Raw genomic sequence first — 24,571 nt, forward strand, 5'->3', positions numbered from 1 at the left:
CGGCGGCGGGTGGGGGTCTCGCCCTGGCGAGGCCGAGAATGACGGACACCGGGGGTCCCCCCGGCCCGCCCCGAGTGTAAACGACGCGTCCTTCCCGCCGCCACGACCCGGCCGTCCCGCGCACGGACGCAACGTTCATGTTTCGGACGAATGACAGTTCGCAAAGGTCGCCGACGCCGACGAATCGAGCCTGTTATCTTTCACAAGTCGATATCGGCGCGCTCGAACCCCGGGGGAGGGGCATCACATCGTGGCCTTTGACGTGCGGACGGGCCTGCCCGCCGAGGACGCACCGCTTCCTGACGACCCACAGGCGCAGACCCCGGGGCCGCAGACCGTCGCGCCTCGTGTGCCCCCAGCGCCGTCCCCCGACCCGTGGCGGCGCCGCTACCGACGCAACCTCGCCATCACCGACTTCTTCGCGCTCGTCTGGGTGGTCTACGGCACGCAGCTGCTCTGGTTCGGCCTCGGCAACGCGCAGGTCGCCGCAGGCAGCGACAGCCGCATCTCGGATCTGTCGTACTGGGTCTTCTCGGCGATCGTCATCGTGACGTGGATGTGGTCGCTGTCGTTCGTCGACTCCCGCAGCGACCGCGTCATCGGCACCGGCTCGCAGGAATACGTGCGCATCGCCGATTCGAGCTTCCGCCTCTTCGGCACGATCGCCATCGTCGCCTTCCTCACGCAGATCGACGTCGCGCGCGGTTATCTCCTCATCAGCCTCCCCGCCGGCATCCTCGTACTCATCTTCACGCGGTGGATGTGGCGGCAGTGGCTCGTGTTCCAGCGCTCGCGCGGCCTGTCTTCGGCGAGCGTCCTCCTGGTCGGATCCCTCCCCTCGGTCACGCACCTCGCCCAGGAGTTCGCCCGCACGCCGAGCGCCGGCTACCGAGTGGTGGGGGCATGCGTCCCCAACGGAAAGGTCGCCGACGTCATCCCCGGGACCTCGATCCCCGTGATGGGCCAGGTCGGCGACGTGACCCGCGCCCTGCAGGCGACCGGCGCCGACACCGTCGCCATCACGAGCGCCGACGATCTGCCGGCGTCCAAGGTGAAGCAGATCTCCTGGAGTCTCGAGGCGGGTCGTCAGCACCTCGTGCTCGCCCCGAGCATCGTCGACATCGCCGGCCCGCGCCTGCACACGCGCCCCGTCGCCGGGCTCCCCCTCATCCACGTCGAGACCCCGAAGTTCTCCAAGGGGCAGAGCTTCCTCAAGCGCAGCGTCGACCTGATCGCGGCATCGGTCGGCGTCGTGCTGCTCAGCCCGCTCCTGCTGTTCCTCATGGCCGCCGTGCGGCTCTCGAGCGAGGGGCCGATCTTCTTCCGGCAGACCCGCGTGGGCTTCCGCGGACGCGAGTTCACCATGATCAAGTTCCGGTCGATGGTGGTGGATGCCGAGGCGTTGCTGGCGCAGCTGGCCGCCGACGACCGCGACTCGGGTAACGAAGTGCTGTTCAAGATGAAGAACGATCCGCGCGTCACCCCGATCGGGCGGATCATGCGCAAGTTCAGCCTCGATGAACTCCCCCAGCTGTTCAACGTGATCGGCGGCTCGATGTCGCTCGTGGGCCCGCGTCCTCCGTTGCCGTCCGAGGTCGCCGTCTACGCCGATCACGTGCACCGCCGCTTCCTGGCCAAGCCCGGGATCACCGGTCTGTGGCAGGTCAGCGGCCGCTCCTCTCTATCCTGGGAGGAGTCGGTGCGACTGGATCTCTCCTACGTGGAGAACTGGACGCTCCTCGGCGACTTCGTCATCCTCGGCAAAACCGCCCGCGCCACCCTGGCGCCGGGCGAAACCGCCGCGTGAAGTTCACCCGCGTCATCGCGGGTACGCGCCTCCGCCCCGCGGGGACGCGTCGACACCAACTCGAAAGGCTCTGATCGTGCGTTTGTCTGTAGTGGGATGCGGTTATCTCGGAGCGGTGCACGCCGCCGCGATGGCTTCCATCGGTCACGAGGTCGTCGGGATCGACGTCGATGAGCGCAAGATCGCGGCGCTCTCCCGCGGGGAGGCCCCCTTCTTCGAGCCCGGTCTGCAGGAGATTCTGACCGAGGGCATCGCCTCTGGTCGTCTGTCGTTCACGACCGAGATGTCCGCGGCGCAGGGCGCCGTGGTGCACTTCATCGGTGTCGGCACCCCGCAGCAAGCCGGTGGGCACGCCGCCGACATGACCTATGTCAACGCGGCCGTCGACGCCCTGCTGCCCTTCCTCAGCGAGGGCGACATCGTCGCCGGAAAATCGACTGTTCCCGTGGGCACGGCCGCGCGTCTCGCACCGCGCGTCGCCGAGCGCGGTGCGACCCTCGTGTGGAACCCCGAGTTCCTCCGCGAGGGCTGGGCCGTACAGGACACCGTCGATCCCGACCGTCTCGTGGCCGGCGTCCCCTCCGACGACGGTGCCCCGACGGCCGAGGGCGAGCGTTGCGCCCAGGTCCTCCGCGAGGTCTACCACCCGTCGATCGCCAAGGGCACGCCCTTCATCGTCACCGACTACGCCACGGCCGAGCTCGTCAAGGTGTCGGCGAACGCCTTCCTCGCGACGAAGATCAGCTTCATCAACGCCATGGCGGAGATCGCCGAGGTCACCGGAGCCGATGTCACGACCCTCGCCGACGCCATCGGCCACGACGCCCGCATCGGCCGACGATTCCTCGGCGCCGGGATCGGCTTCGGCGGCGGATGCCTGCCCAAGGACATCCGCGCCTTCTCCGCTCGCGCGGAGGAGCTCGGTCGCGGCGAGTCCGTCGCCTTCCTTCGCGAGATCGACGCGATCAACCTGCGCCGTCGTGACCGCGCCGTCGAGCTCGCCACGCAGGCGCTCGACGGGAGCGTCTTCGAGAAGAAGATCGCCGTCCTGGGTGCGGCCTTCAAGCCTCACAGCGACGACATCCGCGACTCCCCCGCGCTCGACGTCGCCGTCCGCCTGCACGGGCTCGGTGCTCACGTGACGCTCACCGACCCGGCCGCGATCGAGAACGCGCGACGCATCCATCCCCAGCTGACCTACGACGCCGACCTCGACGCGACCCTGCGCGATGCCGACGCCGTGATCGTGGTCACGGAGTGGGACGAGTACCGCCGCGAGCTCTCCCCCGAGCACGCCGCGTCGCTCGCGCGCGGCCGCGTCGTCATCGACGGCCGCAACTGCCTCGACCCCGCAGCCTGGCGTGCGGCCGGATGGACCTACTTCGGCATGGGCCGCCCCTGAGCCTCCCGTGATGACGAACGCCCCGACCCCTTCCGGTCGGGGCGTTCGTCGTCGTTGCGCGTCGCCCGTCGTGAATCGCGTGACGAATGCGGTGGTCGACACGTCTGAGTGATGAGGGTCTCGTCCGTGCCCACGACCTCCGTGTCGGCACGCGGCGGATCCGGATCCAGAGGAGGATGCCATGCGCAACAAGATCATCCTGATCGGCGCGATCGCGGTCGTCGCGTACGTCGTCGGTGCGCGCTCGTCGCGAGTGCAGGTGAAGAACCGCGAATCGGTCGGGCACCAACTGGGGCGACTCTGGGACGACCCCCGGGCACGCAAGCGTCGTCACAAGGCTGCCAAGAAGGTCGCGTCCGCGGCGGAGAAGCGCGGGAAGAAGCTGTTGCGCGAACTCCACCACTGACCGCCCGCGCGTCCGCCTCGTGGCGGGTGAGTGACGGGCCGATACGCTGACCCCGTGGTCGCCACTCTGCTCATCTCGATCTCCGCCATCGTGTCTGCGGTGCTCGTGGGGTTCGTGGCGCGCCGCGTCCTCGGCACCGCAGTGGGGTGGCCACGCAGCATCGCGGTCGGCCTGCTCGTCTTCTTCCTCGGCGTGCCGTTCACGCAGTGGACGTTGCGCCAGACAGGGCTTCCGGATGCCACGACGCCCATCCCCGCGGACGACGTGTGGTTGTGGGTCGGGCTGATCGCCCTCTCCCTCGCGTGGGTCTTCGCGTTGGGCGTCGCCGCCTTGGTCGCGAGCGAGGCGATCTTCCCCACGCGCGCGCTCCCCAACCCCGTCGATCTCGTACGCGCCGCGCTGCGCCAGCGAAAGCGCACGCGCCGGTACCTGGAGATCCTCGCCATCGCCTCGCGTCACGGCGTCGGCTGGCTGTTCCACGGCGGTCGTTCACGGGTCGAAGAGCAGTTGAGCACCTCCGAGGAACGCGCGAACGCGATCGTCGCGACCATCAACGACGCCGGGGTCAGCTTCGTCAAACTCGGGCAGGTGCTCTCGACCCGCCGAGACCTCATCCCGGAGCCCTACCTGAGCGCGCTCGCCTCCCTTCAGACGAAGGCGACCACGTTGCCGTGGGACACCGTGCGGGCGGTGATCGAGACGGACCTCGGTCGCCCCCTCGATCAGGTGTACGCCGACGTGGACCCCTCTCCCCTCGCCGCTGCCTCCGTCGCGCAGGTCCACCGCGCACACCTTCTCGACGGCACCGCCGTGGTCGTGAAGGTGCAGCGTCCCGCCGCGCGCGCCCAAGTGGAGGCGGATGCCGACATCATCGGCCGACTCGCGCACCGGGCCGAGATGCGCACGCGCGTCGGGCGCGATCTGCGCATCGAGTCGGTCGCGCGCGGCTTCACCGCCACCCTGCTCGAGGAGCTCGACTACCGCATCGAGGCCCGCAACACCATGATGGTCGCCTCGACGGTCGATCTCATCGACCGCGCGCAGCCCGACCGCCGCAGCATGGTCACCGTTCCGCGGATCCACGCGGCAGCCTCGCATCAGCGCGTCCTGACGATGGAGCTCGTCGACGGCACCGCACTGAGCGATTCCGCCGAGCGGTTGGCAGCGATGACCGCCGACGACCGGGAACGGCTCGCACGGGTGTTGATGTCGACGGTGATCGAACAGATCCTCGTCTACGGGGTCTTCCACGCCGATCTGCATCCGGGCAATGTCCTCCTCCGCGAGAACGGCTCCCTCGGGCTCATCGACTTCGGCGCCGTCGGAGTGATCGAGCGCAGCCGTCGCCAGCACATGACCGCGTTCCTGCTCGCCGCCCTGAGCGAGAACGACGTCGCGGCCACCGACGCCCTGCTGCTGATCGTCGATCCTCCCGACGACCTCGACGTCGAGGCCTTCCGCCACGATGTCGGTATCGTGCTCACGACCGAACACCTGCGCACCACCGGGCAGGGTTCGATCTTCACCCGCATGGTGGATGTGATTCGCCAACACCACATCGCGCTCCCGGGCGAGCTGGCTTCGGCGTTCCGCAGCTTCGCCACGCTCGAGGGGTGCCTCCGGGTCATCGTCGACGATTTCGACATGGTCGGAGAAGCCCTCCCGCTCATGCCGAGCCTTCTGCGGCGCACCGTTTCGGCGAAGAAGATGCTCACCGACCTGCAAGCGCAGAGCGTCATCTCGCTCGCCCGGCTGCAGCGCATCCCCCGTCGCCTCGAGAACCTCCTCGCCGGCGCCGAGAAGGGGTCGATCGGCATCACCCTCCGCGGCGAGAGCGGAGACGACGTGGGCGGCATCCTCGGCCGCACCACCGCCGAGATCGCCTCGACGCTGGTCTCCATCGCCGCCGTCGTCCTCGCCGTGGTCCTCGTGGTCGCCGGCGGGGGTCCCGTTCTGGGCGGATCGATCACGCTGTTCGGCGTGCTCGGCGCCGTGATCGGCCTTTTCGGATTCCTCGGACTCTTGCGCATCGTCCGCAGAACGTTCACCAGAAAAGGCTGACACGCGCGAATCGATGGTCTCCGGATGCCGCGTCCGGGCCGTCCGCGGCGCTACCGTGACATCAACCACCTCACCGGTGGGCAATCGGGCTACGAAGGAGAAGTCCCATGATCGCTCTCGCCGCTGTGTTCTGTGCCGTCATCGTCTGGGCGCTCGCGTCCGTCGCCGTCGGCGTCGGGGTGGGTCGGATGATCACCCGCGCCGAGTCCGAGTCGGTCATCTCGGTCGCGGGCGCCCCGCACGAGCTCGTCCCCTCCGGGCGCCTCTGACGTCTCGCCATCCGGCGGAGCGGAGGGCACCTCGCTCGGCGAGTCCTCCGCCGTGACGGACACGGGGTGGGGCGAGCCAGCGCTCGACTCACGCCGTTCGTTGGCGTCGCCCCCCTCACCTTCCGACTCACCCTGAGCGGCGTCCGCGGTCGTCTGCTCCCCTCCCGTCGCCGCATCCCGTGCGGCGGTGTCGGCGAGTTCGCGCAGGATCCGGCGCGGATGAAGAGCGCGCGGGTCATACTCGCGCCAATCCGGCGCCAGATCGTCGAGTTCGTCGACGACCTGCGACCGCCCCTCGAGGTAAAGGGCGTGCAGCCGACCCAGTGAGCGCGGGATCGTCTGACGAAGCTCGCGCAGCCGTGAGGGTCCGAGGATCACCCCGACGAGGATTCCGACGAGGAGCAGTTTGTCGAGTCCGAAATCGAACATGTCACTTCCTCCACGGGGCGGGCGGGTCTGACGGCGTGAGCTGCGCCTGTCGGTACTCCCGCCGCGTGCGGGGGGCCGGATCGGCGGCGGAGGCACTCGGGCCGGTGGGTCGCAACGATCCGACGGCGCCCAGGATCGCCGAGACGGCGCCGGTGGCCTGGCGCTCGAACGCGAACCACGCCGAGGCGGGTCCGTCGACGGGGTCGACGATGTCGTCGGTCTCGGCGTTCGTGCCCGCCGAGGCGAGTCGGGCACCGGCGCAGGCGCGCACGAGCTCCGCCCACGAACCGGCCGAACCACGCACGGACGGAGCCTCGGTCAGCCGGGCGAACTCGCGGATCGTGAACGTGGAGGCGATGAGATCCGGGCGCAGATCGAGCACGACGCGACGGTGAGCGGCTTCCGCGCACAGCACCGTGTCGCCCGCCCGCAGGAGGCTCTCGTCCAGACGGCGCGAGCGATGGGTGTCGAGCGACAACCCGTAGGTCCGTCCGATCCGCAGGACGTCCTCGGGCACCGCGTGCCCGGGTCGCGCCGCCGTCCCGGCGCTGTGCACCGCGAGGCGTCCGGCCCGCGCCTGCGGCAGCCGCGACGAGAGCAATCCGGCCACGAACGGTGAGCGGATCATGTTCGCCGTGCACAGCACGAGGATGCGATCGACGGTCATGAACGGCATGCGCGCATCACGCCCCCTCTTCTGCGAGAGCTTGCCCCGCCGCTCCAGTAGAACGCGTGAACCGGCGCAGTCGGCCGATCGGCCTTTCTTCGCCAACCGGGTGAATTTCCTCGGGGTCCGGGCGATGTTCGCGCACCCACGCCCCCTTCTCATGATGTCGGGCGTCAAGCATGAGGAGTACCGCCGTCTATCGAAGGGTTCCCACATGGGTATTTTCGGCAATGCGTTCTCTGGCTGGCACCTGCTCCTCATCCTGGCGGTCGTCCTCCTCTTGTTCGGTGCCGCCAAGCTGCCGAGCCTCGCCAAGAGCGTCGGTGAATCGGTTCGCATTCTGCGCGCCGAGACGCGCGAGGCGAAGGGCGACAAGACGGAACCCGCGTCGGCGCCCTCTTCCGCGACGGCGAACGACCAGCCGGGCCGCAATCCGTCAGGCCCGTCGTCGTCCACGTGAGATCCCGCACCCGCGTGCGCGATCGGCGCCGAAGCCGACACGCCGACGGCACAGGGAGCGGCGGGGCCATGTCCCTCCTGTCCCATCTGTCCGAGTTCCGTCGACGCGCAACGGTCTCTGCGATCGCCATCATCGTCGCGGCCGTCGGCGGCTTCCTGCTCTCCGACCTGGTGATCGAGGCGGCATCGGCGCCGCTGAGCTCCGTGCAGGGTCCCTCGACGACCAGCCTCAACTTCACGCGACTCGGCGAAGCCTTCGATCTGCGGTTCAAGATCGCCATGACGCTCGGCATCGTGCTCGCGGCCCCCGTCTGGCTGACCCAGGTGTGGGGCTTTCTCGTTCCCGGTCTGACCTCGCGCGAACGGCGGATGGGCATCGTCTTCGTCGCTACGGCGCTTCCGCTCTTCTTCGGAGGCGTCTTCTTCGGCTGGACCGTCATGCCGCAGATCGTGCACGTGCTCGCGAGCTTCGCGCCGGCCGGTTCGACCACCCTGCTCACCGCGAGTCAGTACTTCGACTTCCTCCTCAAGCTCGTCGTCGGCGTAGGAATCGCCTTCGTCTCTCCCCTGGCCGTGGTCCTGCTGAACGCCGTCGGGGTGCTGAGCGCACGGACGATCATCCGCGGGTGGCGCGTCGCGCTGGTGATCATCGTCGTCTTCTCGGCTGCGGTCACGCCGCCCTCCGACCTGATGAGCATGCTCATCATCGCCCTTCCGCTGTGCCTGCTCTATCTGGGCTCGGCCGCGTGGGCGTGGGTGCACGACCGGCGAGCCGCGCGGAAAGCAGCCGCGGCGTCCTGACTCCGGCCGCACAGACGCCCGACGACGTCGTGGGTCATCCGCATGCCACCGGGCAGCGACATCACCGGTCGTCGAAGACGGATCGCAAGACGCCGGTCGGCCCCAAATCGTCGGTCAGCCGCCGCCCCAGCGAACGAGCCGCGTCGGCGTCGAGAGCCAGGGCGATCCCCGCGCCCGTCTCGACGACCACCCACGTGCGATCGTCGTCGGTGCGCCGGAGCGCGCCGACCTCGACGTCACTGAGCGTCCCCGTCCCCCGCCCGGAACCGTCGCGGACCCAGGCTCGGAATCCGCGACCCGCGCTGCGATGATCTTCGTCGTCGGGGTGAACGGTCGCCCCGTGCGCGGTGACGCACCATTCGTAGGAGCATCGTCGGGTCTTCACCTCGCGGGCGAATCGATCATCAGCGGCCATGCCTGACACCTCTCTCTCGGGGCCACCGCAGAACTCGGCGACCCGAACATCGGCGGGCACGAACACAGTGAACAACAGACCTCCGACACTGCCCTCACCGTTCGGGCGGCAGCCCCTTCGGCGGGGTCGGAATGAGGTCCGGCAGCGGCACCCCGAGCACCTCGGAGACGGCCACGATCGTCCGCAGACGCGGGTTGGCGGAAGTGCCCGGATTGGACTCGCCCTTCTCCAGCTTCCGGTACGTGAAGGTCGCGAGCCCGGCAGCGTGCGCGACCTGCTCCTGCGAAAGGTGCTGTTCGGAGCGCGCGCGGAATATGCGCATGCCGAGTTCGCGGACGAAGTCGGACCAGGGGTCGGGCGCATCGGTCATAGGTAAAGCTTGATCGGTGCATCACCCCCACATAGACATGTAAACATGCCTACGTCATCCTCGATCGCCTCTGAGTGAGGTCTTCGAGGCATGGTGAGGCGAACTGACGCAGGGGTGAGCGCGAGGGCTATGTGCGGTGCGGGCGGCGGGCGAGCCGCTCGGCGTGGACGCACCACCGGAGTGACGAGCGCACCAAGGAACGGGCTTCACCCCGCACCATCGCCCGGATCCCCGGTCTTTCGACCACCGCGAAGGTGGCAGAGTCCCCGCGCCCACCGTCGAAACCATCCCGGGGCGGTGGGGGGATCATCAGCCCCCGGGCATGGACTGCGGAGTATGCATGAACTCTTCCGTCTCACTCGTCGCCTCATCCGTCGAGTCCGACAATCTCACCCGGTCCGGCAGGGGCGTGCGCACGCCCTGGCAGAGGAAGTACTCCCACGTGGTGGCCGCCGTCGACACCGCGGTGATCGCCGCGGCCGTCTTCGGTGCGCAGGTGGCCTGGCTCGGCCCGGACCCTGTGCACGTGGCATCCGCGCCCGTCACCTATACGGCGGTGTCCTTCGGTCTCGCGGCGGCCTGGCTGGCGGCCCTGTTCCTCCGGGGTACTCGCCAGCCTCGCGTCATCGGTTACGGAGCAGCCGAGTACCGCCTCATCCTCGCCGCGTCGATGCAGATGTTCGGGCTCGTCTCGATCGTGGCCTACCTGAGCGACGCGGAGCTCTCGCGTGGCTACTTCCTGTTGAGCCTCCCGCTGGGCACCGCCGGCCTTCTGTGCGGGCGGCTCCTGAGCCGGCGATGGCTCTCCCGCCGTCGCGCCGCGGGGGCCATGAGCACGCGAGTGGTGCTCGTCGGAGCCGCAGACGAGAACGAGCGCGTCGCCGGCGAACTCTCTCGCCAGCCGAGCGCCGGCCTCCACGTCGTCGGAGTGCTCGCCCTCTCTCGCGCGGGATCGGGCCCCGCGTGGTCGGACGAGGAGGCGAACGCCCTGCGCGAGTGTCTGGCGACGTCCGGCGCCGACGGCGTGCTCGTCTCGGGCGGAGCGGTCCTCCAGCCCGCAGACATCCGCAGGATCGGCTGGAGCCTCGACTCCGGCCGACACCACCTCATCGTCGCGATGAACCTCATCGATGTCGCCGGCCCCCGGCTCCACACGAGGCCGGTCGCAGGCCTACCCCTCGTGCATGTCGAGACGCCGCAGTTCTCCGCCACCCAGCGCGTTCTGAAGCGCGTCTTCGACATCGCCGGAGCCGGTGTGCTCGTGCTCGCCCTCGCTCCCGTCTTCGCGGTGCTCGCCCTGCTCGTGCGCGCCTCGGGGCCGGGACCGGTCTTCTTCCGCCAGGAGCGCGTCGGACAGGGCGGCGCGCACTTCGGCATGCTGAAGTTCAGATCGATGATCGACGGAGCCGACGCGCGGCTGCAGGAGCTGCTCGCCGAACAGGGGCGCGAGGGCACTCCCCTGTTCAAGATCGACAACGACCCCCGCATCACGCCTGTCGGGCGATGGTTGCGCAAGTACTCGCTCGACGAGCTGCCGCAGCTCTTCAACGTCCTCGGCGGGCAGATGAGCCTCGTCGGCCCGCGCCCGCAGCGCGACGCGGAAGTGGAGTTCTACGACGACGACGCCCACCGTCGGCTCATGGTGCGCCCGGGGATGAGCGGGCTCTGGCAGGTCAGCGGCAGATCCGCGCTGGCCTGGGACGATGCCATCCGACTCGACCTCTTCTACGTCGAGAATTGGTCCCTCGTCGGCGACATCGTGATCCTCGCCCGCACGTTCAAGGCGGTCGTGGCTCCCGGCGACACCGCGCACTGACGAACAAGGGGGGAGGCGCCGATCCATCGGATCGGCGCCTCCCCCCTTTGCACGTTGTCAGGTGCGGAGGTTCACTTCCCCCGCGAACGGCGCAGGTGCGCGGAGTCTTCCGCTCCCGAGGGGGCTCCGACCATGGCCGGATCACCAGTCGGCTCACCCACAGGCGCGCCAGTCGTCCTCCGGTGGGCGAGAGTCCGCAGCCCTCGCACGTTCTCCGGCGGGACACCGCCGGACGCGCGACGCGACGCGGAATCCGCGTCCGATACCGCGCCCGCCTCCGCCGGTACCCGGCGCCGGAGGCGCCACCAGGGTCCCCGAGTCGAGGCCGGCACGCCGTAGCCGTAGTAGCCGCCGTACTGGGCTCCGTAGTAGCTCGAGTCCGCGCCGCGCAGCGGCATCCGGTTCAGCACGACGCCCAGGAGGCGGCCACGGGTCTTCGCGAGGTTCTCGGTCGCGCGCGTGAGCATGTCGTCGGTCGTACGGCCGACCGTGACCACCAGCACGGCCCCGTCCGCCCAGCTCGCGATGACGGCCGCATCCGCCACCGCCAACGTGGGCGGGGAATCGATGATCACCACGAGGTCTTCGGCGAGCTTGCGGGTCAGCGCCTGCATGCGCTGAGAACCGACCATCTCGGTGGGGTTGGGCGGCGTGCGCCCGGCCGCCACGACGAACAGGCGCCCGTGCTCATCGACCTGATGTGCGACCTGCTCGATCTGTGCACGGCCGGCGAGGACGTCCGAGAGCCCCACGTCATCGGAGAAGCCGAAGATGCCGCCCAGCACCGGTCGTCGCAGGTCGGCGTCGATCAGGATGACGGACTGTCCCGTGGCCGCGATGCTGACTGCGAGGTTCGCCGCAGTGGTGGACTTGCCGTCACCGGGGAGCGGACTCGTGATCACCATGATGCGGGCGGGGCGGTCGACGTCGACGTACTGGAGGTTCGTGCGCAACTCGCGCATGGCCTCCTTGTGAGCGAACGATCCCCGACCGTCCTTGATGTCGTCGAACGAGAACACCGCTCGACCGCCGGCGAGGTCCTTGTCGACGGGGAGCACACCGACGACCGACGCGTCGACGGCGTCGGTGACGTCGCGGGCGTTGCGCAGCCGGCGATCGAACGCCCGGCGCACGAGCGCGAACACGACACCGGCCACGGCACCGAGCAGACCGCCGATCAGCACGTCGAGCTTGACGTTCGGAGACGACGGAGCGTCGGGGAGGCGCGCGGAATCCCCGGCGATCAGACGCACGGCGCCTTCACCGTTCCCGCCCGTCTCCAATCCGTTGACCTCGGAGGTCATGCCGTGGATCCAGGCCTCGGCGAGATCGCGGGCCGCTTCGGGCGTCGACCCCGTGGCATCCACCCGGATGTTCACGGTGTCGACCGGATTGGACACGTGGATGCGCTGCACGAGGTCTTCCGGGCTGTCATCGACCCCCAACTGCTGCCGCGCCGACTCGGCGACGCTGCGCCAGTAGCCCATGTCGACGAACGACTTGACCTTCGACAGCGCGAGCTGGTCTCCGGCGAGGGCTGCTCCCGTCGACCCGTCCGACGAGGTGGCCGCGACGTACCCGCTGGCGTCGGCGGTGTAGACGCGCGGTTGCACGGCGCTCCAGGCGAACCCCGCCAAGCTCCCCACGATCGTCAAGGCGACGATCGCCTTCCAGTAGGCGCGCAAGATGCGCACGACCTTCTGCATGTCCACTCGGATCCGCCTTTCGCGATGCGGCGGAGACACCGCCGGGTCGCCGCAGCATAGGCACGAGTCCGAGATCTCTTCGCGCGCGCCTTCGCACCGCGGCGACGGGCGAAAGACGGCGCTCGCCGATCAGCCGCCTCGTCGGCGGAGCCGCGTTGACCGATAGGGTCCCGCGCTGCGAGGCACCACCGACCCACCGGCCGGACCGTCGGAGGGTGAGAAAAAAGGGTGAAGAGCAGGGGGTGATGAGGGGATGACAAGGGGGATGAAAGATCGCCGTTTCGACGGATCGAATGCCGCATCACCCCGAAGATCATCTCGACACGCACGGCACACCGCCGCGTGGAGATCGCGCTCGCCCGAGAGCGCCGACGTCGCGACACTTTGGAGGTACTCATGCTGATCGATGTGGAGACAGCGCCCGATGGCATCCGTGCGATCCGCCGGACCAGCCGATTCTGGACGACGCGCCACGAGGCGATCGCCCGCGTGCGCGAGGCCATGTCGAGCGACGTCGTGCTCCTACGAGGTCCCGCCGGCGTCGGAAAGACCTCGCTGCTGCGCCAGTTCGCGGCCTCCATGGAGCACGACCCGGAGCGCGGCGTGCAGTTCATCGACGGCGGCGTGACGGGTGCGAAAGAACTCTCGCGCGTCCTCGACGCCTTCTCGGACGGACCGAGCCTGCACGTGCTGCTGATCGACAACTTCAACGAGGCCGAGGGACTCACGACCGACGACGTCCTCGCCCTCCTGCGCGCCGACACGGCCCTTCGCATCGTCGTCGCCACCCGCCAGGCGACAGGGCTCGAGAGCCCGCTGGTCGCTCTCGAGTTCGACGTGCAGGTCGTCCCGCCCCGCACCTGCTGATGTCGCAGCAGGAGGTGGCGTCCGTCCTCGCACTCAACGGCGTCGAGAGCACAGAGGTGGGGGTCGAGACCCTCGTCGAGCGCACGCACGGCTGGCCGGCGCTGTGTCAGCTCGTCGCCGCCCGCCTCCGGCTCGAGGGCCTCCCGTTACGCACCCGAGACGAGGCCATCGTCGCGGCGGAGCACGCCGGGGCGACCTTGACGGCCGACATGGAGGAGCGCCTGTCGCAGGTCATCACCGACGAGGTCCGACTTCTCGCGGTCGCCCCGTACGTCACCGTGCCCCTCGCGGACGCGCTGGGGATCGATCCGACGGTCGGCTCGGTCCGCCAGCTGTTGAGCGAACTGCAGAGCGCGGGGTTCATGTGGCCGAGCGCGACGCGCTTGACCCTCGCGGAGCCGGTCCGGGAGCAGTGGCTCCGCGACATCGGCACGCGCAAGCCCGAGCTCGTCAGCTCCGCCCAGTCGAAGCTGCTCGACCACCTCGTCCGCGGCGGCGAGCAAGTGCGAGCCGCGCAGATGGCAGCCGATGCCGAACGGTGGGAGATGCTCGCCTCGATCCTGCGGTCCTCCGGACCCGAGATCTGGGCGCGCGACAAGGCGGCCTTCTCCCGGCTGGTCGGAGTGCTGCGGACGACGGCGCCGCTGACTCCGCGGACCATGGACGCGTTGCTCGCCCTCGATCCGCAGACCGCCTGCTCGGCCGAGACCCCGACCGCCGCCGTCCGGGTGCTGACGCAGCTGCCCGACGCGAAGAGCGCCTCATCGACCGATGTCGAATCGCTCGTCCTCCGCGTCGGCATCCTGCGAGCGGCCGGCCGTTTCGCCCTCGCGACCGAAGCCGCCTCACTGCTCTCCGACGCGCTACGCCGGTCGTCGGAATCCGGTGCGGACGCGACCGCCGAGGGGTGGTACCAGGTGGCCATGACCTCGTTCGCGATGGGCAAGCTGCGCGATGCCGGTCTCGCGCTGGCCCAGTCCGAGCGGGTCGCTCCCCCCGCCCGCAAACTCCGCGCCCGGGGGGCCCGCGCAATCATCGCCCTGATGGAGGGCGACGTCGCCGAGGCTCGCAACATCGCGCGTCAGAGCGCCGAGGACGACTGGGCGGCTTCGCCCTGGGGGGAAGGGATGCGCATCGCGACCGCGTGGCTCCTCCTCGAAGAGGGCGACGCTCCCGCTGCGCGATCGATCCTCGACGACGTCAGCGCCACTGCGGGCGCGCGCGAGCTCTGGCCCTACGCCGCTGCCGTGCACGTGCAGTCCTACCTGCTGTCGGAGGCGGCGCCCGATGCTCTCGGTCTTTTACGGTCGTGGACCGCACGCGCGCGCAGCACGCCGCCGTCGCACTTCCAGTCCACGCAGATCCTCACCGCGCGCGCCCGGGTGCTCATCGCGCTGCGCCAGGCGCGCAAAGCGCTGGCTCTGTTCGAAGGGCCCTTCGCCCTATCGTCGACGACCGCTCCGGCGATCGCGCTCTCGCAGTTGTACGCCGGACGCGCCCACGAGGCCTTCGTGATGAGCGTGAAGTGGGGTCTGCACCATGAGCCGTCTCCCCGGGCCGCTCTGGAGAGCCTGGTGGTCAGCATCGTCGCCGACGTCCGCTTGAACGGCGTGGCCGCGCACCGCTCGGCCGTGCAGCGCGCCGAGGCGCTGAGCATGCGCTACGGCCTGTGGAGTCCGTGGAGTGCGGTCGCGCCGGAGGACCGTGCCCTCGTGCTGCGGATGCTGTCGCCGACGGCACGAGAGCAGGTGGAGAAGCGCGCCTCGTTCTTCGCCTCGTCGGTGAGCGTTCCGCACCTGACGCGTCGGGAGCAGGTCGTGCTGGCACAGCTGACGCCGACCTCGACGATCGCCGACATCGCCCGAGCGCTCGTGGTCTCGCCGAACACCGTCAAGACCCAGCTGCAGAGCCTCTACCGCAAGCTCGAGGTCTCCGACAGATCGAGCGCGATCCGCGCCGCGCACGCCTGGGGTCTCATCGAGACCGAGGTGGAGTGATCGCACGGTCGCGGCGCCGGCGACGCGCACGTCCGATGACGACGCGCGCGAGGACCAGCGCCGCAACCACGATCAGCACCCCCGGCACCGAGAGGGGAACGCCTGCACCGCGCAGCACCGCGAGGATGACCACGAGCGCGGCGAACGACAGCAGCCAGGTCAGCAGCCGTCGGAGTCGGTGAAGTCGCACGCGAGACACGGTAATCGCTCGGCGGACCGATTCAGACCGACGAGCCCCGGCGGACGGCCTGGCGATGGTCGGCGGCGACCTGCAGTCCGAATACACCGAACCAGGCGATCGCCAGGGTGGCAGCCGTGAACTCGAGGTTGCCGCCCAGCGCGGTGTCCCCCCGGAAGAGGGCGATCATCGCCCCGGTGAAAGCGGTGACGCCGACCGCGATGAGCGTGACCACGCTCGTCGCGCGCATCCACGGACGACGGCGGATCATCGCGACCTGCCCCATCGCGACGATCGCGAGCACGAATCCCAGCACGGCGAACGTGATGTGCAGGAGATCCTGAGGGAGCGAACCGGGAGTGAAGGGAACGGGACAGCCCGGCGAGCACGTGACCACGGAGGCGACGCCGAAGCAGAGCCCGCAGATCAGCAGGGTCGTCGCCACGGGCCACCCCACGACGTAGCCGACCGGCCGCGCAACGAGCGCGCGATCCACCAGCACCGCGGCCACGGCGAGCAGGAGCAGCGCGAGGTTGAACACCGGAGCCGTGGGCATCGCGGTCGCGCCCAACTGGCTGACGTATTGGACGCTCGGATCCCAAGCACGACACAACCAGATGAGGGCGGCACTGCCGAACGCGGCGGCGGCCCCCACATTCGCCAGCAGAGCGGGCCGATGGGGGGCGTCTCGACGGACTCCCGAGACGGGCCGCTCGACGGTTTCGGTCATGGGTCCTCCCGGGTGGCGCCCGGCCACACTATCGCTTCGCCCCGTTGCCCCGCCCCGCGTGGTGAGGTGTGCGGCCGTCAGGGTGATTTCCGGGCCTTTGGGCTTCAGTCTGCCCCCGCGACGTCGGATGCTTGATTCAGCGGGCAGAGCGAACGCGGCGCATGCGAGCCGGGGGGCCGCAAACGCAAGATGCCGACGCTCTGCCCGCACCTTCTTCGCAAGCGGCCCCGCCGACAGCGTCTGATGATCTCTGACGCATTGACGGGTGATAACGCTCGATCAGCCTCTCAGACCGTCTGCATCACGTGCGATGCTCGACCTCGAGCAGCGGCGCGAACGGTTCTCCCCCAGGTTCCCAACCCGCCGACCGGTTGCTCAGGGAGGCACGGTTTCGCGGTCACGGAACCCGAACGGCGAGACCGTGCCTCCGCTTCAGCGGCTCGCTAGGCTAGCGGCGAACCGGAGGGAGCCCGATGACGAAACGGTCGACGCATCGCCCGGTGGCCGTTCTCCTGTGCGTCGCATCGGCGGGAGTGCTGGCCGCCCCGACGCTCCTCTTCCCGGCGGACTCCCCCACGGAGCCCAAGCTGGGCCTGCTCGCGATCGGCACGGTGCTCTTCGCGCTCGGGACGATTCGCATCCGCAGCGAGCACGCGCCTCCGCCGACTGACGGAGACGTCACCGTCGACTGAGCGCCTCGAGTTCCTCCGCGGTGACGATGGAGATCGGTTCGGTGGGGAGGTCCCACGTGGCAGGAGGGTTCATTGCTCTCTTTCTCGAAGACGTTGTTCAGTGTGCGCCCACGTAGCGAAGGAGACGGGACCACTCGCGGTCCCGACCGTCCGCTCCCTCGGCCCGCTCACGCCGCTCGAGCGAGCGAGCGCGCCGCCTTGGCGCCCTGCGAAGCAGGACGGGTGGCGGAGCCGGGCTGAGCCGGCTCGTCCATCGAGATGTCGAGGCTCAGCCCTCGCGAGGAGTTGGCGTCGTTCGCCATGCGCTTGAGGAGGTTCTGGTCGAGAGCCTCGGGCTGCTCGGAGTCGAATACGAACCGCAGCGGAATGGACGGCTGCAGCCAGATCGTCGATCGGCCGGCGGGCTCGTCGGCGCCGTGGATCCACGAGAGCGTGAAGCTCTCGCCACGTCGCAGTTTCGTGGCGACCACGACTTTGACGTGCGCCAACATGCGGTCGTCGATGCTGATCGGCTCGGTCGTCGTGCCGTAGTAGAGCTTCGCCATGATGTACCCCTCTGCTCGTTGCTCATTTCAGAACTTACTAGTTAGACTAGCGAATAGGCAAGCGAGATATTAGGAACCAGATGACGAACGAAGATCCGTCACCGCCCTCGTACTGGTACAGCGAGAATCGGGAAGACGAGCGCGGGGCGCGCATCATGGAGGCCATGCGGTCGTACCGCGCGGCCGAGATGACGATGCGCCGACGCACGCAGGATTCGATGGCGATGGGCGAGAACGAACTGCTCGTCCTGCGCTTCCTCACGCGCGCGGCGAGCGCCCAGCGCGACGTGACCCCGATCGATCTCGCCCGTCACCTGGGCGTCTCCACGGCATCGGTCACCGCCCTCCTCGACCGCCTCGACCGCTCCGGTCACCTGACGCGCCGGCCGCATCCCGTGGACCGTCGCAAGGTGCTCGTCTCGACCACCGCCCACGCGGATGACGAGATGCGCGAGACCCTCACCGCCATGCACGCCCGGATGATGCAGGCCACCCGCGGAATGACCGAGAGCGAGACAGAGGCAGTGACGGCGTTCCTCCGCCGCATGCGCTGCGCCGTCGCCGATCTGTGCGTCGACGCCGGCGACACGTGCTGCATGATCTCCCGGACTTCGTCCGCGGCATCCGACACCGTCTTCGCACCGCGCATCGCCCACCCCGACGCCGCCTGAGTGCCACCACGCGGCCGGGTGGGTCATTCCGCCACGCGGACGACCTCTTCCACCACGCGCGGGTCGGCGAGGACGCGGAAATGCCCGCCCGTGGACAGGGGCACGTTCCGCGCACCCGCCAGTTCGCTGCCCTCGGGGATGTGCGGGTCGAAGACACCGTAGATCGAGACGATGCGCGCGTTGGCCTCGACGGCCGCGGACAGCGCCCGCATCGTCGCATCCCCCGACGCGAAGGCGCGCAAGGACGGCGTCGGCATGACCCTGCTGTAGCGCGAGCCCCCGAACGGGGTCGCGACGGCCACCATCGCCCTGACGCGGTCCCCGAGCGGGCTGAACGCCATCAGGTGCTTGCCGATGAGGCCCCCCTTGCTGTGCGCCACCAGCACGACGTCGTCGAGGCCCCTCGTCTCGAGCAGAGAGCCCAAGCGGCGAGCCTGCTCGGCGATCGGTCGGCGGTTGTCACCGAGCTCGGTCACCGCGTGCACGGGGTGGCCTCTGTCGTGCAGCACCCGGGCGAGGGGTTCGAGGAAGCGCCAGGTCTCGTAGATGCCCGGCAGCAGGACGATCGGCGTGCCTGTTCCGCTCGTCAACCCCTCGGGGAGCGACCGACCGAAGGCCGCCCGTCGCTGCGCGGCGAGCGCGTAGCCGTAGTCGCGCACCCACCATCTCAGGTTCCGCGCCCGGACACCGGGCGTCCTCGAGTCGCGTGGGGGCACGGCATCCGTCGACATCCGCCCATCCTCGCGGCCTCATCGCGAGCGCGGAGGTGGGTTGCTCCGCACAGGCCTCCGTGCGACGCAACCCCGGCGTTCGACCCGCCGCGGCCGCCGTAGGGTGTCGCCATGGAAACCTCGGACATCCGCTGGAACGAACCGGCCCGCCAGAAGATCCTCGACGACGCCGACAAGGTGCTGCGCGAGGCCGTCGTCGCCGTGGCACGCGAGAGCGAGGGGATCTCGTCGGACGAGGCCTTCGCGCAGATCAACGCCCGGATCAAGGACCGCTTCATCGACTACGAGCCCGGCCCCGACATCCGCACCTACGCCGACGCGATCGCCGCCGGGGAGATCCCCACCCACGACGCGTGATGGCGCGCGGTTCCCTTCTCCCCGCCGGCCGGCAATTCGTTCTGACCTGGGGCGTACCACGCGAATACGGCGGTCTCACCGCGGCCCTGTTCCAACGCTCGCGGCTGTTCGCCGGGCTCGGCAGGACGGCGGTGCACGTCCTCACCTGCGACGATCGAGACGACCGGGTGGCGGTGACCGCCGAGCTCGCTCGTCGCGGAGCCCTCACCGACGGGGTGCGACTGACCAACCTGTGGGATTGGCTGCGCGAGAACGATCTGCGCGGTCGGGCCGTCGGCGCGGGGGCGGGTTTCTCCCCCCTCGGAGGCGACGCGGATGCCGAGTACTCCGGCGAGACGCTCGTGCGACGGATCCGCACCGATGCCCGCGGCGCCGTCGCGCAGATCGATCACCTGCGCCCGGACGGGACCCTCGCCGCGAGCGACCGGCGGGACGTCCCGCACGCGTCCGGACGCCGGCGTCGCGTGATCGTGACGTGCGACGCCACCGGTGCGCCTCGCTCGGCGTGGCGGGGGGTGCGGGAGCTCTACGCGGCGTGGCTCGACCGGCTCACCGCCGGCGAACCCTCCTTCCTCCTCGTCGACAGCAAGGCGATGGCGCGGTTCGCGGCGGGATACCGACGACCCGGCGTCACCGTGCTGCACGTGGTGCACGGCTCGCACCTCACCGACGACGGCACCTCGATCCGCCCCTCGCGCGCGGAGGTCTTCTCCCGCCTGAGCGCGTTCGACGCCGTCGTTTTCTGCACGGCACGCCAAGCGGGCGACGTCCGACGCGAGGTGGGGGTGCTCCCCCTGTTGGCCGCTGTTCCGCATCCGGTGACGATCCCCGAGGCCGACCTCGTTCGGCCGCGATCGGGTGCGACGGTGATCGCTCGTCTCGAACCCATCAAGCGGGTGGAGGATGCGATCGAGGCCGTTGCGCGCGCCCGCGCCCGCCTCGACGATCTGACCCTCGACGTCTACGGCGACGGACCCGCGCGCCTCCCTCTCGAACAGCGCGCGGGCGAGGGCGTGCGCTTCCACGGCTTCCAGCCCGGGGCTCGAGACACCCTCGCGTCGACGGGGTTCCTCCTGCTGACCAGCCGCTCCGAGGCCTTCTCGCTCGTGGTCGCCGAGGCGATGGCGGCGGGCTGCCTCCCGATCGCGTACGACGTGGCGTACGGTCCCCGTGAGCTGATCGCTCACGGCAGCACGGGGTGGCTGGTGCCCCCGGGTGACGTGGACGCCCTCGCCGACGCCCTCGTCGCCGCCTCATCCCTCGACGCCGCCTCGCTGCAACGCATGCGGCGTCGTGCGCGTGGTCGCGCCCGCGCCTACGACGAGAACGCGGTGCTCGCGCGCTGGGGTCTCACACTTCGGCGAGCCCGACGTCGGCACCGCGTGCGTCAGTCGACCTGGCGTGTGCGCGAAACCCTTCGGCGCCGCCTTCGGATTGGCTGAATTCCCGCAGCGAGGCCGGTGGCCGGGCGTACTGTTTCCGTACCCGACCCCGGCATCGCCGGCGCGGATGACGCCTCATCTCGGCGTCCGCGACGACTCCCGCTCGTCGAGCCTGTCCCCCACCTGGCTCCGGACGGGGGTCGTCGTCCGGCTCAGCGGTCTTCGCCGTAGCCCTTGATGCTGCGCAGGTCGTCCTTCAGGTCCTGCTGGGCCGGGTCGTCGTCCTGCACCGCAGCGTCCGCGGCCCGCTGCTCGCGCGCGCCGTCCTTCTTCTCCTCCACACCGGCGTCGGTGGCGCCGTCCATGACGGGAGCGTCCTGGGTCTCTTCGCGATCGGTCATCGTCGTCCTCCTCGGTACGGGTCGTGCCCGAATCCTCCCCTCCGCGCGAGAGGATCGGCCGGGGCTTGCGCAGCCCCGGCCGAGAATGCTCAGACGCCGTGGTGCGACGGGTGCCGGCGCTCGAGCGCCGAGCCCTCCACGTCGACGTTCGGCACGATGCGGTCGAGCCATTTCGGCAGCCACCACGCCGCTCCGCCGAGCACGTGCATGATGGCCGGCATCAGCAGCATGCGCACGATGAAGGCGTCGAACAGCACGCCCAGGGCGAGCCCGAGCCCCATCGATTTGATGATGACCGAATCGGAGGCGATGAAGCCGGAGAACACCGCGATCATGATGATCGCCGCCGCGGCGACCACGGTGCGTCCGGCCCGGAAGCCCCGCGCGACCGCGAGCCGGGGAGCGGCACCGTGCGCCCAGGCCTCGCGCATGCCGGTGGCGAGGAAGAGCTGGTAGTCCATCGCGAGCCCGAACAGGATGCCGACGAGGATCACCGGGAGGAAGCTCAGGATCGGGCCGGGGTTGTGGACTCCGAGCACCTCGCCGAGCCAGCCCCACTGGAAGACCGCGGTCACCGCGCCGTAGGTGGCGAACAGCGACAGCACGAATCCGAGGGTGGCGATCAGCGGCACCAGCAGCGAGCGGAACACCGCCACCATGATGAGGAACGACAACCCGACGACGACGACGAGGTAGATGGGCAGGACGTCGGCGAGCCCCTCGGAGATGTCGATGTTGATGGCCGCGGCCCCGGCCACCCCGAGCACGATGTCTCCATCGACCGGCGGGATGGCGCGCAGATCGCGCACGAGCCGATCGGTCGACACCGCATTGGGCCCCTCGGCGGGGATCACCTGGAAAGCGGCGAGACGGCGGTCCTCCGACACGGCGACGGGCGCCACGGCGACCACGTCGTCTTGAGCGAAGAGCTCGCGGGCGACGTCGAGCTGGATGCCCTGCACGTCGGCTTCGGCCGTGTCCGCCGGCAGCGCCGCGGTGACCAGCAGAGGAGCGTTCGCTCCGGCGCCGAACGCCTCTTCGGTCCAGGTGAAGGCCTGGTACGCCGTCGAGTCCTCCGCCTCCGAGCCGCCGTCGGGGAGTCCCAGACGCATCGACAGCGCGGGGATGGCGACCACGAGCAGGGCGAGGGTCGCGACGAGCATCGTGACGATCGCCCGCACGGTCGACATGGGCGCGACGGGGGCGCCGGCGGTGGGGATCGAACCGGTGCGGGCGGCGCGGCGCGGGTGCTCCTCGGCATCCGTCGGGGCGACTCCCGTGCGCGCGGCGCGGCGCGGGTGTTCGGCCGCGCCGAGCGCGGCGACACGGGCGCGGGCGCGACGGCTCAGGATCCGCAGCCCCGCAAGACCCAGCAGCGCGGGGGTGAGCGAGACCGCGATGAGGACCGCGACCAGGACGCTGACCGCACCCGCGGTGCCCATCAGCCCCAGGAACGGAATGCCGGTGATGTTCAAGGCCAGCAACGCCACGATGACCGTCGTGCCGGCGAAGACCACGGCGTTGCCCGCGGTGCCGTTCGCGAGGCCGATCGACTCGACGACGTCCGCCCCCTGCAGGACCTGCCGGCGGTGCCGGTAGAGGATGAACAGCGCATAGTCGATGCCGACGGCGAGACCGAGCATGACTCCGAGGATGGGGGTGACGGATGCCATCTGCACGACACCCGAGAACGACAGGGTCGCCATGGCACCGATGGCCACACCCACGAGCGCCGTGATGATCGGGAAGGACGCCGCCAGCAGCGAGCCCAGCACGACGATCAGCACGATGGCGGCGACCGCGACACCGATCGCCTCGCCGACGCCGAGGATCTCGGGCACCCCCTGCGAGATCTCGGTGTTGAACGCGACGTCGACGCCGTCGACCGGGTCCGAGGTGAAGTGGGCGACGACCGCCTGCTTCGATTCCTCCGAGAGCTCGAGCCGGGGCTCGCTGAAGGACACGTTGACGATGGCCGTCGAGCCGTCCTCGGACACCAGTCGCACGGCATCCGCGAATCCGAGAAGCTCCGAGCCCTGGTCGAGCTGGGTCTGCTGCGCCTCGAGCTGTGCCTGCCCGTCCGTCAGCTGCGTCTGCTGGTCGCCGAGCGCAGCGCGCTGCTGGTCGAGCTGGCTCTGCTGCGCGGAGAGCGCCGACAGCTGCGCGGCCTTCTGCGCCTCGGGCAGGGGCGCCGCCTCGAGCTGCGCACGAGCCGCGTCGAGCTGCTGCTGGCCCGTGTCGAGCTGAGCGGTGCCGGCGTCGAGCTGCTGCTGCCCCGAGGCGAGCTGCGCGCGCGCCGCGTCGAGCTGCTGAATCCCGTCGGCGACCTGCTGCCGCTGATCGTCGAGCTGCTGCTGCGCCGAGAACGGATCGGTCACGCGCGCCACGTCGGGGAGGTCGCCCGCGGAGGCGACCAGAGCGCTGATGGCGCTCTTCTGCGCGTCGTCGAGGGCTGACCCGTTGTCGGTGCGGAACACGACCGCTCCCGCTGCGCCGGCGAAGTCGGGCAGCTCGCCTTCGAGTTCGGCGATCACGTCTCCGGATGCCGTGCCGGGGATGTCGAAGCTCGAGCTCAGCCCCTTGAATCCGATCAGGAAGCCGCCGACGACGACGCCGAGGATGACCACCCAGGCCACGACGACCGTCCACGCGCGCCGAGCGGCGAAGGTCCCGAGACGGTGCAGAAATTCGGCCATGCGGTGTTCCTCTCGTGCGGTGCGCACGCAGGAGCACCGTCGGCTCCGACCAGTGGGACTAAGATAACACGCACCGTCTCGTCTCGATTCGGCTCGACATCGTCCAGAATGTGGGTCATGGCACTTCCGCGCAGTGGCCCCATCCGCAGCGAAGCCGCGCGCCTGGCCATCCTCGACGCGGCCGTCGCCCTGTTCGCCGAGCGCGGCTACGACCACCTGACGATCGAGGGAATCGCCCGTCGCGCGGGCGTGGGAAAGCAGACGATCTACCGCTGGTGGCCGAGCAAGGGCGACGTGCTCGCCGAAGCGATCCTCGAGGGCCGCCTGCTCGGCCCCCAGCGCGAGATCCCCGACACCGGCGACCCGCGCGCCGACCTGGCCGCGTGGCTGATCGAGATCTTCACCCTGCGCGCGAGCGCCGACGGAGAAGGACTGCTGCGCTCCCTCGTCGCCGCCTCCGCCGGCAGCGCCGAAACCGGTCGGCGCCTGCGATCCGAGATCCTGGCCGCGCCGCTGATGGACTGCTTGTCACGAGCGATGGGCGACGCCGGGGGCCCGCGTCTCGCGGCGGCCGCCGACGCTCTCCTCGGTGCGGTGATCCTGCGCGCGCTGAGCCGTGAGCACTTCGACTCCGCCGACATGCTGGCGCTGGTCGATGTCGTCGTCGGACCGCCCCCCGCGCTGAGCTGACTACCACGATGGGACTCTCAGCGTCC

At 69.9% G+C, this 24,571-nt stretch carries 25 protein-coding genes; 15 read left to right on the plus strand and 10 right to left on the minus strand.

Annotated elements, in window-relative coordinates; all coding sequences use genetic code 11:
• The first annotated feature begins 349 nt into the window (after positions 1 to 349).
• From RWH43_RS02810 to RWH43_RS02830, 5 genes are all read left to right on the plus strand, one after another.
• Complete coding sequence (locus RWH43_RS02810; protein ID WP_144829547.1) at positions 350 to 1,807, plus strand: sugar transferase; 1,458 nt, start codon at positions 350 to 352, stop codon at positions 1,805 to 1,807.
• A gap of 76 nt (positions 1,808 to 1,883) precedes the next feature.
• Entirely contained in the window at positions 1,884 to 3,209 is a 1,326-nt protein-coding gene (locus RWH43_RS02815; protein ID WP_144829550.1) for a UDP-glucose dehydrogenase family protein, read from the plus strand.
• 181 nt (positions 3,210 to 3,390) lie between these two features.
• On the plus strand, positions 3,391 to 3,615 hold the full coding sequence (locus RWH43_RS02820; RefSeq protein WP_316000622.1) for a hypothetical protein: 225 nt from the start codon (positions 3,391 to 3,393) through the stop codon (positions 3,613 to 3,615).
• A gap of 54 nt (positions 3,616 to 3,669) precedes the next feature.
• On the plus strand, positions 3,670 to 5,676 hold the full coding sequence (locus tag RWH43_RS02825; RefSeq protein ID WP_316000623.1) for an ABC1 kinase family protein: 2,007 nt from the start codon (positions 3,670 to 3,672) through the stop codon (positions 5,674 to 5,676).
• Between the two features lie 107 nt (positions 5,677 to 5,783).
• The gene (locus RWH43_RS02830; protein ID WP_316000624.1) at positions 5,784 to 5,945 is read left to right on the plus strand and encodes a hypothetical protein; all 162 of its coding nucleotides are present in this window, start codon (positions 5,784 to 5,786) and stop codon (positions 5,943 to 5,945) included.
• Positions 5,946 to 6,375: 430 nt separating this feature from the next.
• On the opposite strand, the gene RWH43_RS02835 is transcribed toward RWH43_RS02830, so the two are convergent.
• Complete coding sequence (locus tag RWH43_RS02835; RefSeq protein ID WP_186325410.1) at positions 6,376 to 7,041, minus strand: arsenate reductase/protein-tyrosine-phosphatase family protein; 666 nt, start codon at positions 7,039 to 7,041, stop codon at positions 6,376 to 6,378.
• Here RWH43_RS02835 and tatA point away from each other — a divergent pair.
• Complete coding sequence (gene tatA, locus RWH43_RS02840; RefSeq protein ID WP_316000625.1) at positions 7,040 to 7,501, plus strand: twin-arginine translocase TatA/TatE family subunit; 462 nt, start codon at positions 7,040 to 7,042, stop codon at positions 7,499 to 7,501. The genes RWH43_RS02835 and tatA overlap by 2 nt on opposite strands.
• Positions 7,502 to 7,569: 68 nt before the next feature.
• A complete protein-coding gene (gene tatC / locus RWH43_RS02845) occupies positions 7,570 to 8,301 on the plus strand; it encodes a twin-arginine translocase subunit TatC (RefSeq protein WP_154096166.1) in 732 nt (243 codons plus the stop codon).
• Between the two features lie 61 nt (positions 8,302 to 8,362).
• Here tatC and RWH43_RS02850 read toward each other — a convergent pair whose 3' ends face one another.
• Together RWH43_RS02850 and RWH43_RS02855 are read right to left on the minus strand one after the other, a co-directional pair.
• A complete protein-coding gene (locus RWH43_RS02850) occupies positions 8,363 to 8,716 on the minus strand; it encodes a hypothetical protein (protein ID WP_144829572.1) in 354 nt (117 codons plus the stop codon).
• A 94-nt stretch (positions 8,717 to 8,810) separates the two neighbouring features.
• Positions 8,811 to 9,086 (minus strand): helix-turn-helix domain-containing protein, encoded by a 276-nt coding sequence (locus tag RWH43_RS02855; protein ID WP_144829575.1) that lies wholly within the window; start codon positions 9,084 to 9,086, stop codon positions 8,811 to 8,813.
• Between the two features lie 340 nt (positions 9,087 to 9,426).
• Between RWH43_RS02855 and RWH43_RS02860 the strand changes: the two genes are divergently transcribed.
• Positions 9,427 to 10,902, plus strand: a complete 1,476-nt coding sequence (locus RWH43_RS02860; protein ID WP_316000626.1) for a sugar transferase — start codon at positions 9,427 to 9,429, stop codon at positions 10,900 to 10,902.
• 71 nt (positions 10,903 to 10,973) lie between these two features.
• On the opposite strand, the gene RWH43_RS02865 is transcribed toward RWH43_RS02860, so the two are convergent.
• Positions 10,974 to 12,608, minus strand: coding sequence for a tyrosine-protein kinase domain-containing protein (locus RWH43_RS02865; RefSeq protein WP_230704519.1), 1,635 nt, complete (start codon positions 12,606 to 12,608; stop codon positions 10,974 to 10,976).
• Positions 12,609 to 13,004: 396 nt separating this feature from the next.
• Between RWH43_RS02865 and RWH43_RS02870 the strand changes: the two genes are divergently transcribed.
• Together RWH43_RS02870 and RWH43_RS02875 are read left to right on the plus strand one after the other, a co-directional pair.
• The gene (locus tag RWH43_RS02870) at positions 13,005 to 13,475 is read left to right on the plus strand and encodes an AAA family ATPase (RefSeq protein ID WP_316000627.1); all 471 of its coding nucleotides are present in this window, start codon (positions 13,005 to 13,007) and stop codon (positions 13,473 to 13,475) included.
• 14 nt (positions 13,476 to 13,489) lie between these two features.
• Positions 13,490 to 15,472 carry a LuxR C-terminal-related transcriptional regulator gene (locus RWH43_RS02875; protein ID WP_316000628.1) on the plus strand — a complete coding sequence of 661 codons (1,983 nt, stop codon included), beginning with the start codon at positions 13,490 to 13,492 and terminating at the stop codon, positions 15,470 to 15,472.
• Here RWH43_RS02875 and RWH43_RS02880 read toward each other — a convergent pair.
• On the minus strand, positions 15,450 to 15,662 hold the full coding sequence (locus RWH43_RS02880; protein ID WP_144829585.1) for a hypothetical protein: 213 nt from the start codon (positions 15,660 to 15,662) through the stop codon (positions 15,450 to 15,452). The two genes, RWH43_RS02875 and RWH43_RS02880, sit on opposite strands and share 23 nt — an antisense overlap.
• 31 nt (positions 15,663 to 15,693) lie before the next feature.
• Entirely contained in the window at positions 15,694 to 16,380 is a 687-nt protein-coding gene (locus RWH43_RS02885; protein WP_230704185.1) for a DUF998 domain-containing protein, read from the minus strand.
• A gap of 500 nt (positions 16,381 to 16,880) precedes the next feature.
• Between RWH43_RS02885 and RWH43_RS02890 the strand changes: the two genes are divergently transcribed.
• The gene (locus RWH43_RS02890; protein ID WP_316000629.1) at positions 16,881 to 17,072 is read left to right on the plus strand and encodes a hypothetical protein; all 192 of its coding nucleotides are present in this window, start codon (positions 16,881 to 16,883) and stop codon (positions 17,070 to 17,072) included.
• 167 nt (positions 17,073 to 17,239) lie between these two features.
• Here the strand turns inward: RWH43_RS02890 and RWH43_RS02895 are convergent, their stop codons facing one another.
• Positions 17,240 to 17,617 (minus strand): DUF7882 family protein, encoded by a 378-nt coding sequence (locus RWH43_RS02895; RefSeq protein ID WP_316000630.1) that lies wholly within the window; start codon positions 17,615 to 17,617, stop codon positions 17,240 to 17,242.
• A gap of 80 nt (positions 17,618 to 17,697) precedes the next feature.
• On the opposite strand from RWH43_RS02895, the gene RWH43_RS02900 reads away from it, so the two are divergent.
• Positions 17,698 to 18,288, plus strand: coding sequence for a MarR family winged helix-turn-helix transcriptional regulator (locus RWH43_RS02900; protein WP_316000631.1), 591 nt, complete (start codon positions 17,698 to 17,700; stop codon positions 18,286 to 18,288).
• 23 nt (positions 18,289 to 18,311) lie between these two features.
• Here RWH43_RS02900 and RWH43_RS02905 read toward each other — a convergent pair whose 3' ends face one another.
• Positions 18,312 to 19,019 (minus strand): esterase/lipase family protein, encoded by a 708-nt coding sequence (locus RWH43_RS02905; RefSeq protein WP_144829600.1) that lies wholly within the window; start codon positions 19,017 to 19,019, stop codon positions 18,312 to 18,314.
• Positions 19,020 to 19,130: 111 nt separating this feature from the next.
• On the opposite strand from RWH43_RS02905, the gene RWH43_RS02910 reads away from it, so the two are divergent.
• Positions 19,131 to 19,376: a hypothetical protein gene (locus RWH43_RS02910; RefSeq protein WP_144829604.1), complete on the plus strand. Its 246-nt coding sequence runs from the start codon at positions 19,131 to 19,133 to the stop codon at positions 19,374 to 19,376.
• A complete protein-coding gene (locus tag RWH43_RS02915; protein WP_316000632.1) occupies positions 19,376 to 20,818 on the plus strand; it encodes a glycosyltransferase in 1,443 nt (480 codons plus the stop codon). The genes RWH43_RS02910 and RWH43_RS02915 overlap by 1 nt, the downstream gene beginning before the upstream one ends.
• Before the next feature lie 152 nt (positions 20,819 to 20,970).
• On the opposite strand, the gene RWH43_RS02920 is transcribed toward RWH43_RS02915, so the two are convergent.
• Together RWH43_RS02920 and RWH43_RS02925 are read right to left on the minus strand one after the other, a co-directional pair.
• Complete coding sequence (locus RWH43_RS02920; RefSeq protein ID WP_144829610.1) at positions 20,971 to 21,159, minus strand: hypothetical protein; 189 nt, start codon at positions 21,157 to 21,159, stop codon at positions 20,971 to 20,973.
• Between the two features lie 89 nt (positions 21,160 to 21,248).
• The gene (locus RWH43_RS02925; protein WP_316000633.1) at positions 21,249 to 23,855 is read right to left on the minus strand and encodes an MMPL family transporter; all 2,607 of its coding nucleotides are present in this window, start codon (positions 23,853 to 23,855) and stop codon (positions 21,249 to 21,251) included.
• A gap of 117 nt (positions 23,856 to 23,972) precedes the next feature.
• On the opposite strand from RWH43_RS02925, the gene RWH43_RS02930 reads away from it, so the two are divergent.
• Positions 23,973 to 24,545 carry a TetR/AcrR family transcriptional regulator gene (locus RWH43_RS02930; RefSeq protein WP_144829615.1) on the plus strand — a complete coding sequence of 191 codons (573 nt, stop codon included), beginning with the start codon at positions 23,973 to 23,975 and terminating at the stop codon, positions 24,543 to 24,545.
• Positions 24,546 to 24,571 lie beyond the last annotated feature (26 nt).

It is taken from the genome of Microbacterium algihabitans, assembly GCF_032464975.1.
In the GTDB taxonomy this organism is placed as follows: Bacteria; Actinomycetota; Actinomycetes; order Actinomycetales; family Microbacteriaceae; genus Microbacterium; species Microbacterium algihabitans.

Excerpts from the sequence above, each read along its gene's own strand:
- RWH43_RS02895 (WP_316000630.1), bottom strand. The coding sequence starts at position 17,617 with ATGGCGAAGCTCTACTACGGCACGACGACCGAGCCGATCAGCATCGAC.
- RWH43_RS02900 (WP_316000631.1), top strand. The coding sequence starts at position 17,698 with ATGACGAACGAAGATCCGTCACCGCCCTCGTACTGGTACAGCGAGAAT.
- RWH43_RS02835 (WP_186325410.1), bottom strand. The coding sequence starts at position 7,041 with ATGACCGTCGATCGCATCCTCGTGCTGTGCACGGCGAACATGATCCGC.
- RWH43_RS02885 (WP_230704185.1), bottom strand. The coding sequence starts at position 16,380 with ATGACCGAAACCGTCGAGCGGCCCGTCTCGGGAGTCCGTCGAGACGCC.
- RWH43_RS02850 (WP_144829572.1), bottom strand. The coding sequence starts at position 8,716 with ATGGCCGCTGATGATCGATTCGCCCGCGAGGTGAAGACCCGACGATGC.
- RWH43_RS02820 (WP_316000622.1), top strand. The coding sequence starts at position 3,391 with ATGCGCAACAAGATCATCCTGATCGGCGCGATCGCGGTCGTCGCGTAC.
- tatC (WP_154096166.1), top strand. The coding sequence starts at position 7,570 with ATGTCCCTCCTGTCCCATCTGTCCGAGTTCCGTCGACGCGCAACGGTC.
- RWH43_RS02905 (WP_144829600.1), bottom strand. The coding sequence starts at position 19,019 with ATGTCGACGGATGCCGTGCCCCCACGCGACTCGAGGACGCCCGGTGTC.
- RWH43_RS02930 (WP_144829615.1), top strand. The coding sequence starts at position 23,973 with ATGGCACTTCCGCGCAGTGGCCCCATCCGCAGCGAAGCCGCGCGCCTG.
- RWH43_RS02870 (WP_316000627.1), top strand. The coding sequence starts at position 13,005 with ATGCTGATCGATGTGGAGACAGCGCCCGATGGCATCCGTGCGATCCGC.
- RWH43_RS02915 (WP_316000632.1), top strand. The coding sequence starts at position 19,376 with ATGGCGCGCGGTTCCCTTCTCCCCGCCGGCCGGCAATTCGTTCTGACC.
- RWH43_RS02865 (WP_230704519.1), bottom strand. The coding sequence starts at position 12,608 with ATGCAGAAGGTCGTGCGCATCTTGCGCGCCTACTGGAAGGCGATCGTC.
- RWH43_RS02910 (WP_144829604.1), top strand. The coding sequence starts at position 19,131 with ATGGAAACCTCGGACATCCGCTGGAACGAACCGGCCCGCCAGAAGATC.
- tatA (WP_316000625.1), top strand. The coding sequence starts at position 7,040 with ATGAACGGCATGCGCGCATCACGCCCCCTCTTCTGCGAGAGCTTGCCC.
- RWH43_RS02860 (WP_316000626.1), top strand. The coding sequence starts at position 9,427 with ATGAACTCTTCCGTCTCACTCGTCGCCTCATCCGTCGAGTCCGACAAT.
- RWH43_RS02920 (WP_144829610.1), bottom strand. The coding sequence starts at position 21,159 with ATGACCGATCGCGAAGAGACCCAGGACGCTCCCGTCATGGACGGCGCC.
- RWH43_RS02830 (WP_316000624.1), top strand. The coding sequence starts at position 5,784 with ATGATCGCTCTCGCCGCTGTGTTCTGTGCCGTCATCGTCTGGGCGCTC.
- RWH43_RS02855 (WP_144829575.1), bottom strand. The coding sequence starts at position 9,086 with ATGACCGATGCGCCCGACCCCTGGTCCGACTTCGTCCGCGAACTCGGC.
- RWH43_RS02925 (WP_316000633.1), bottom strand. The coding sequence starts at position 23,855 with ATGGCCGAATTTCTGCACCGTCTCGGGACCTTCGCCGCTCGGCGCGCG.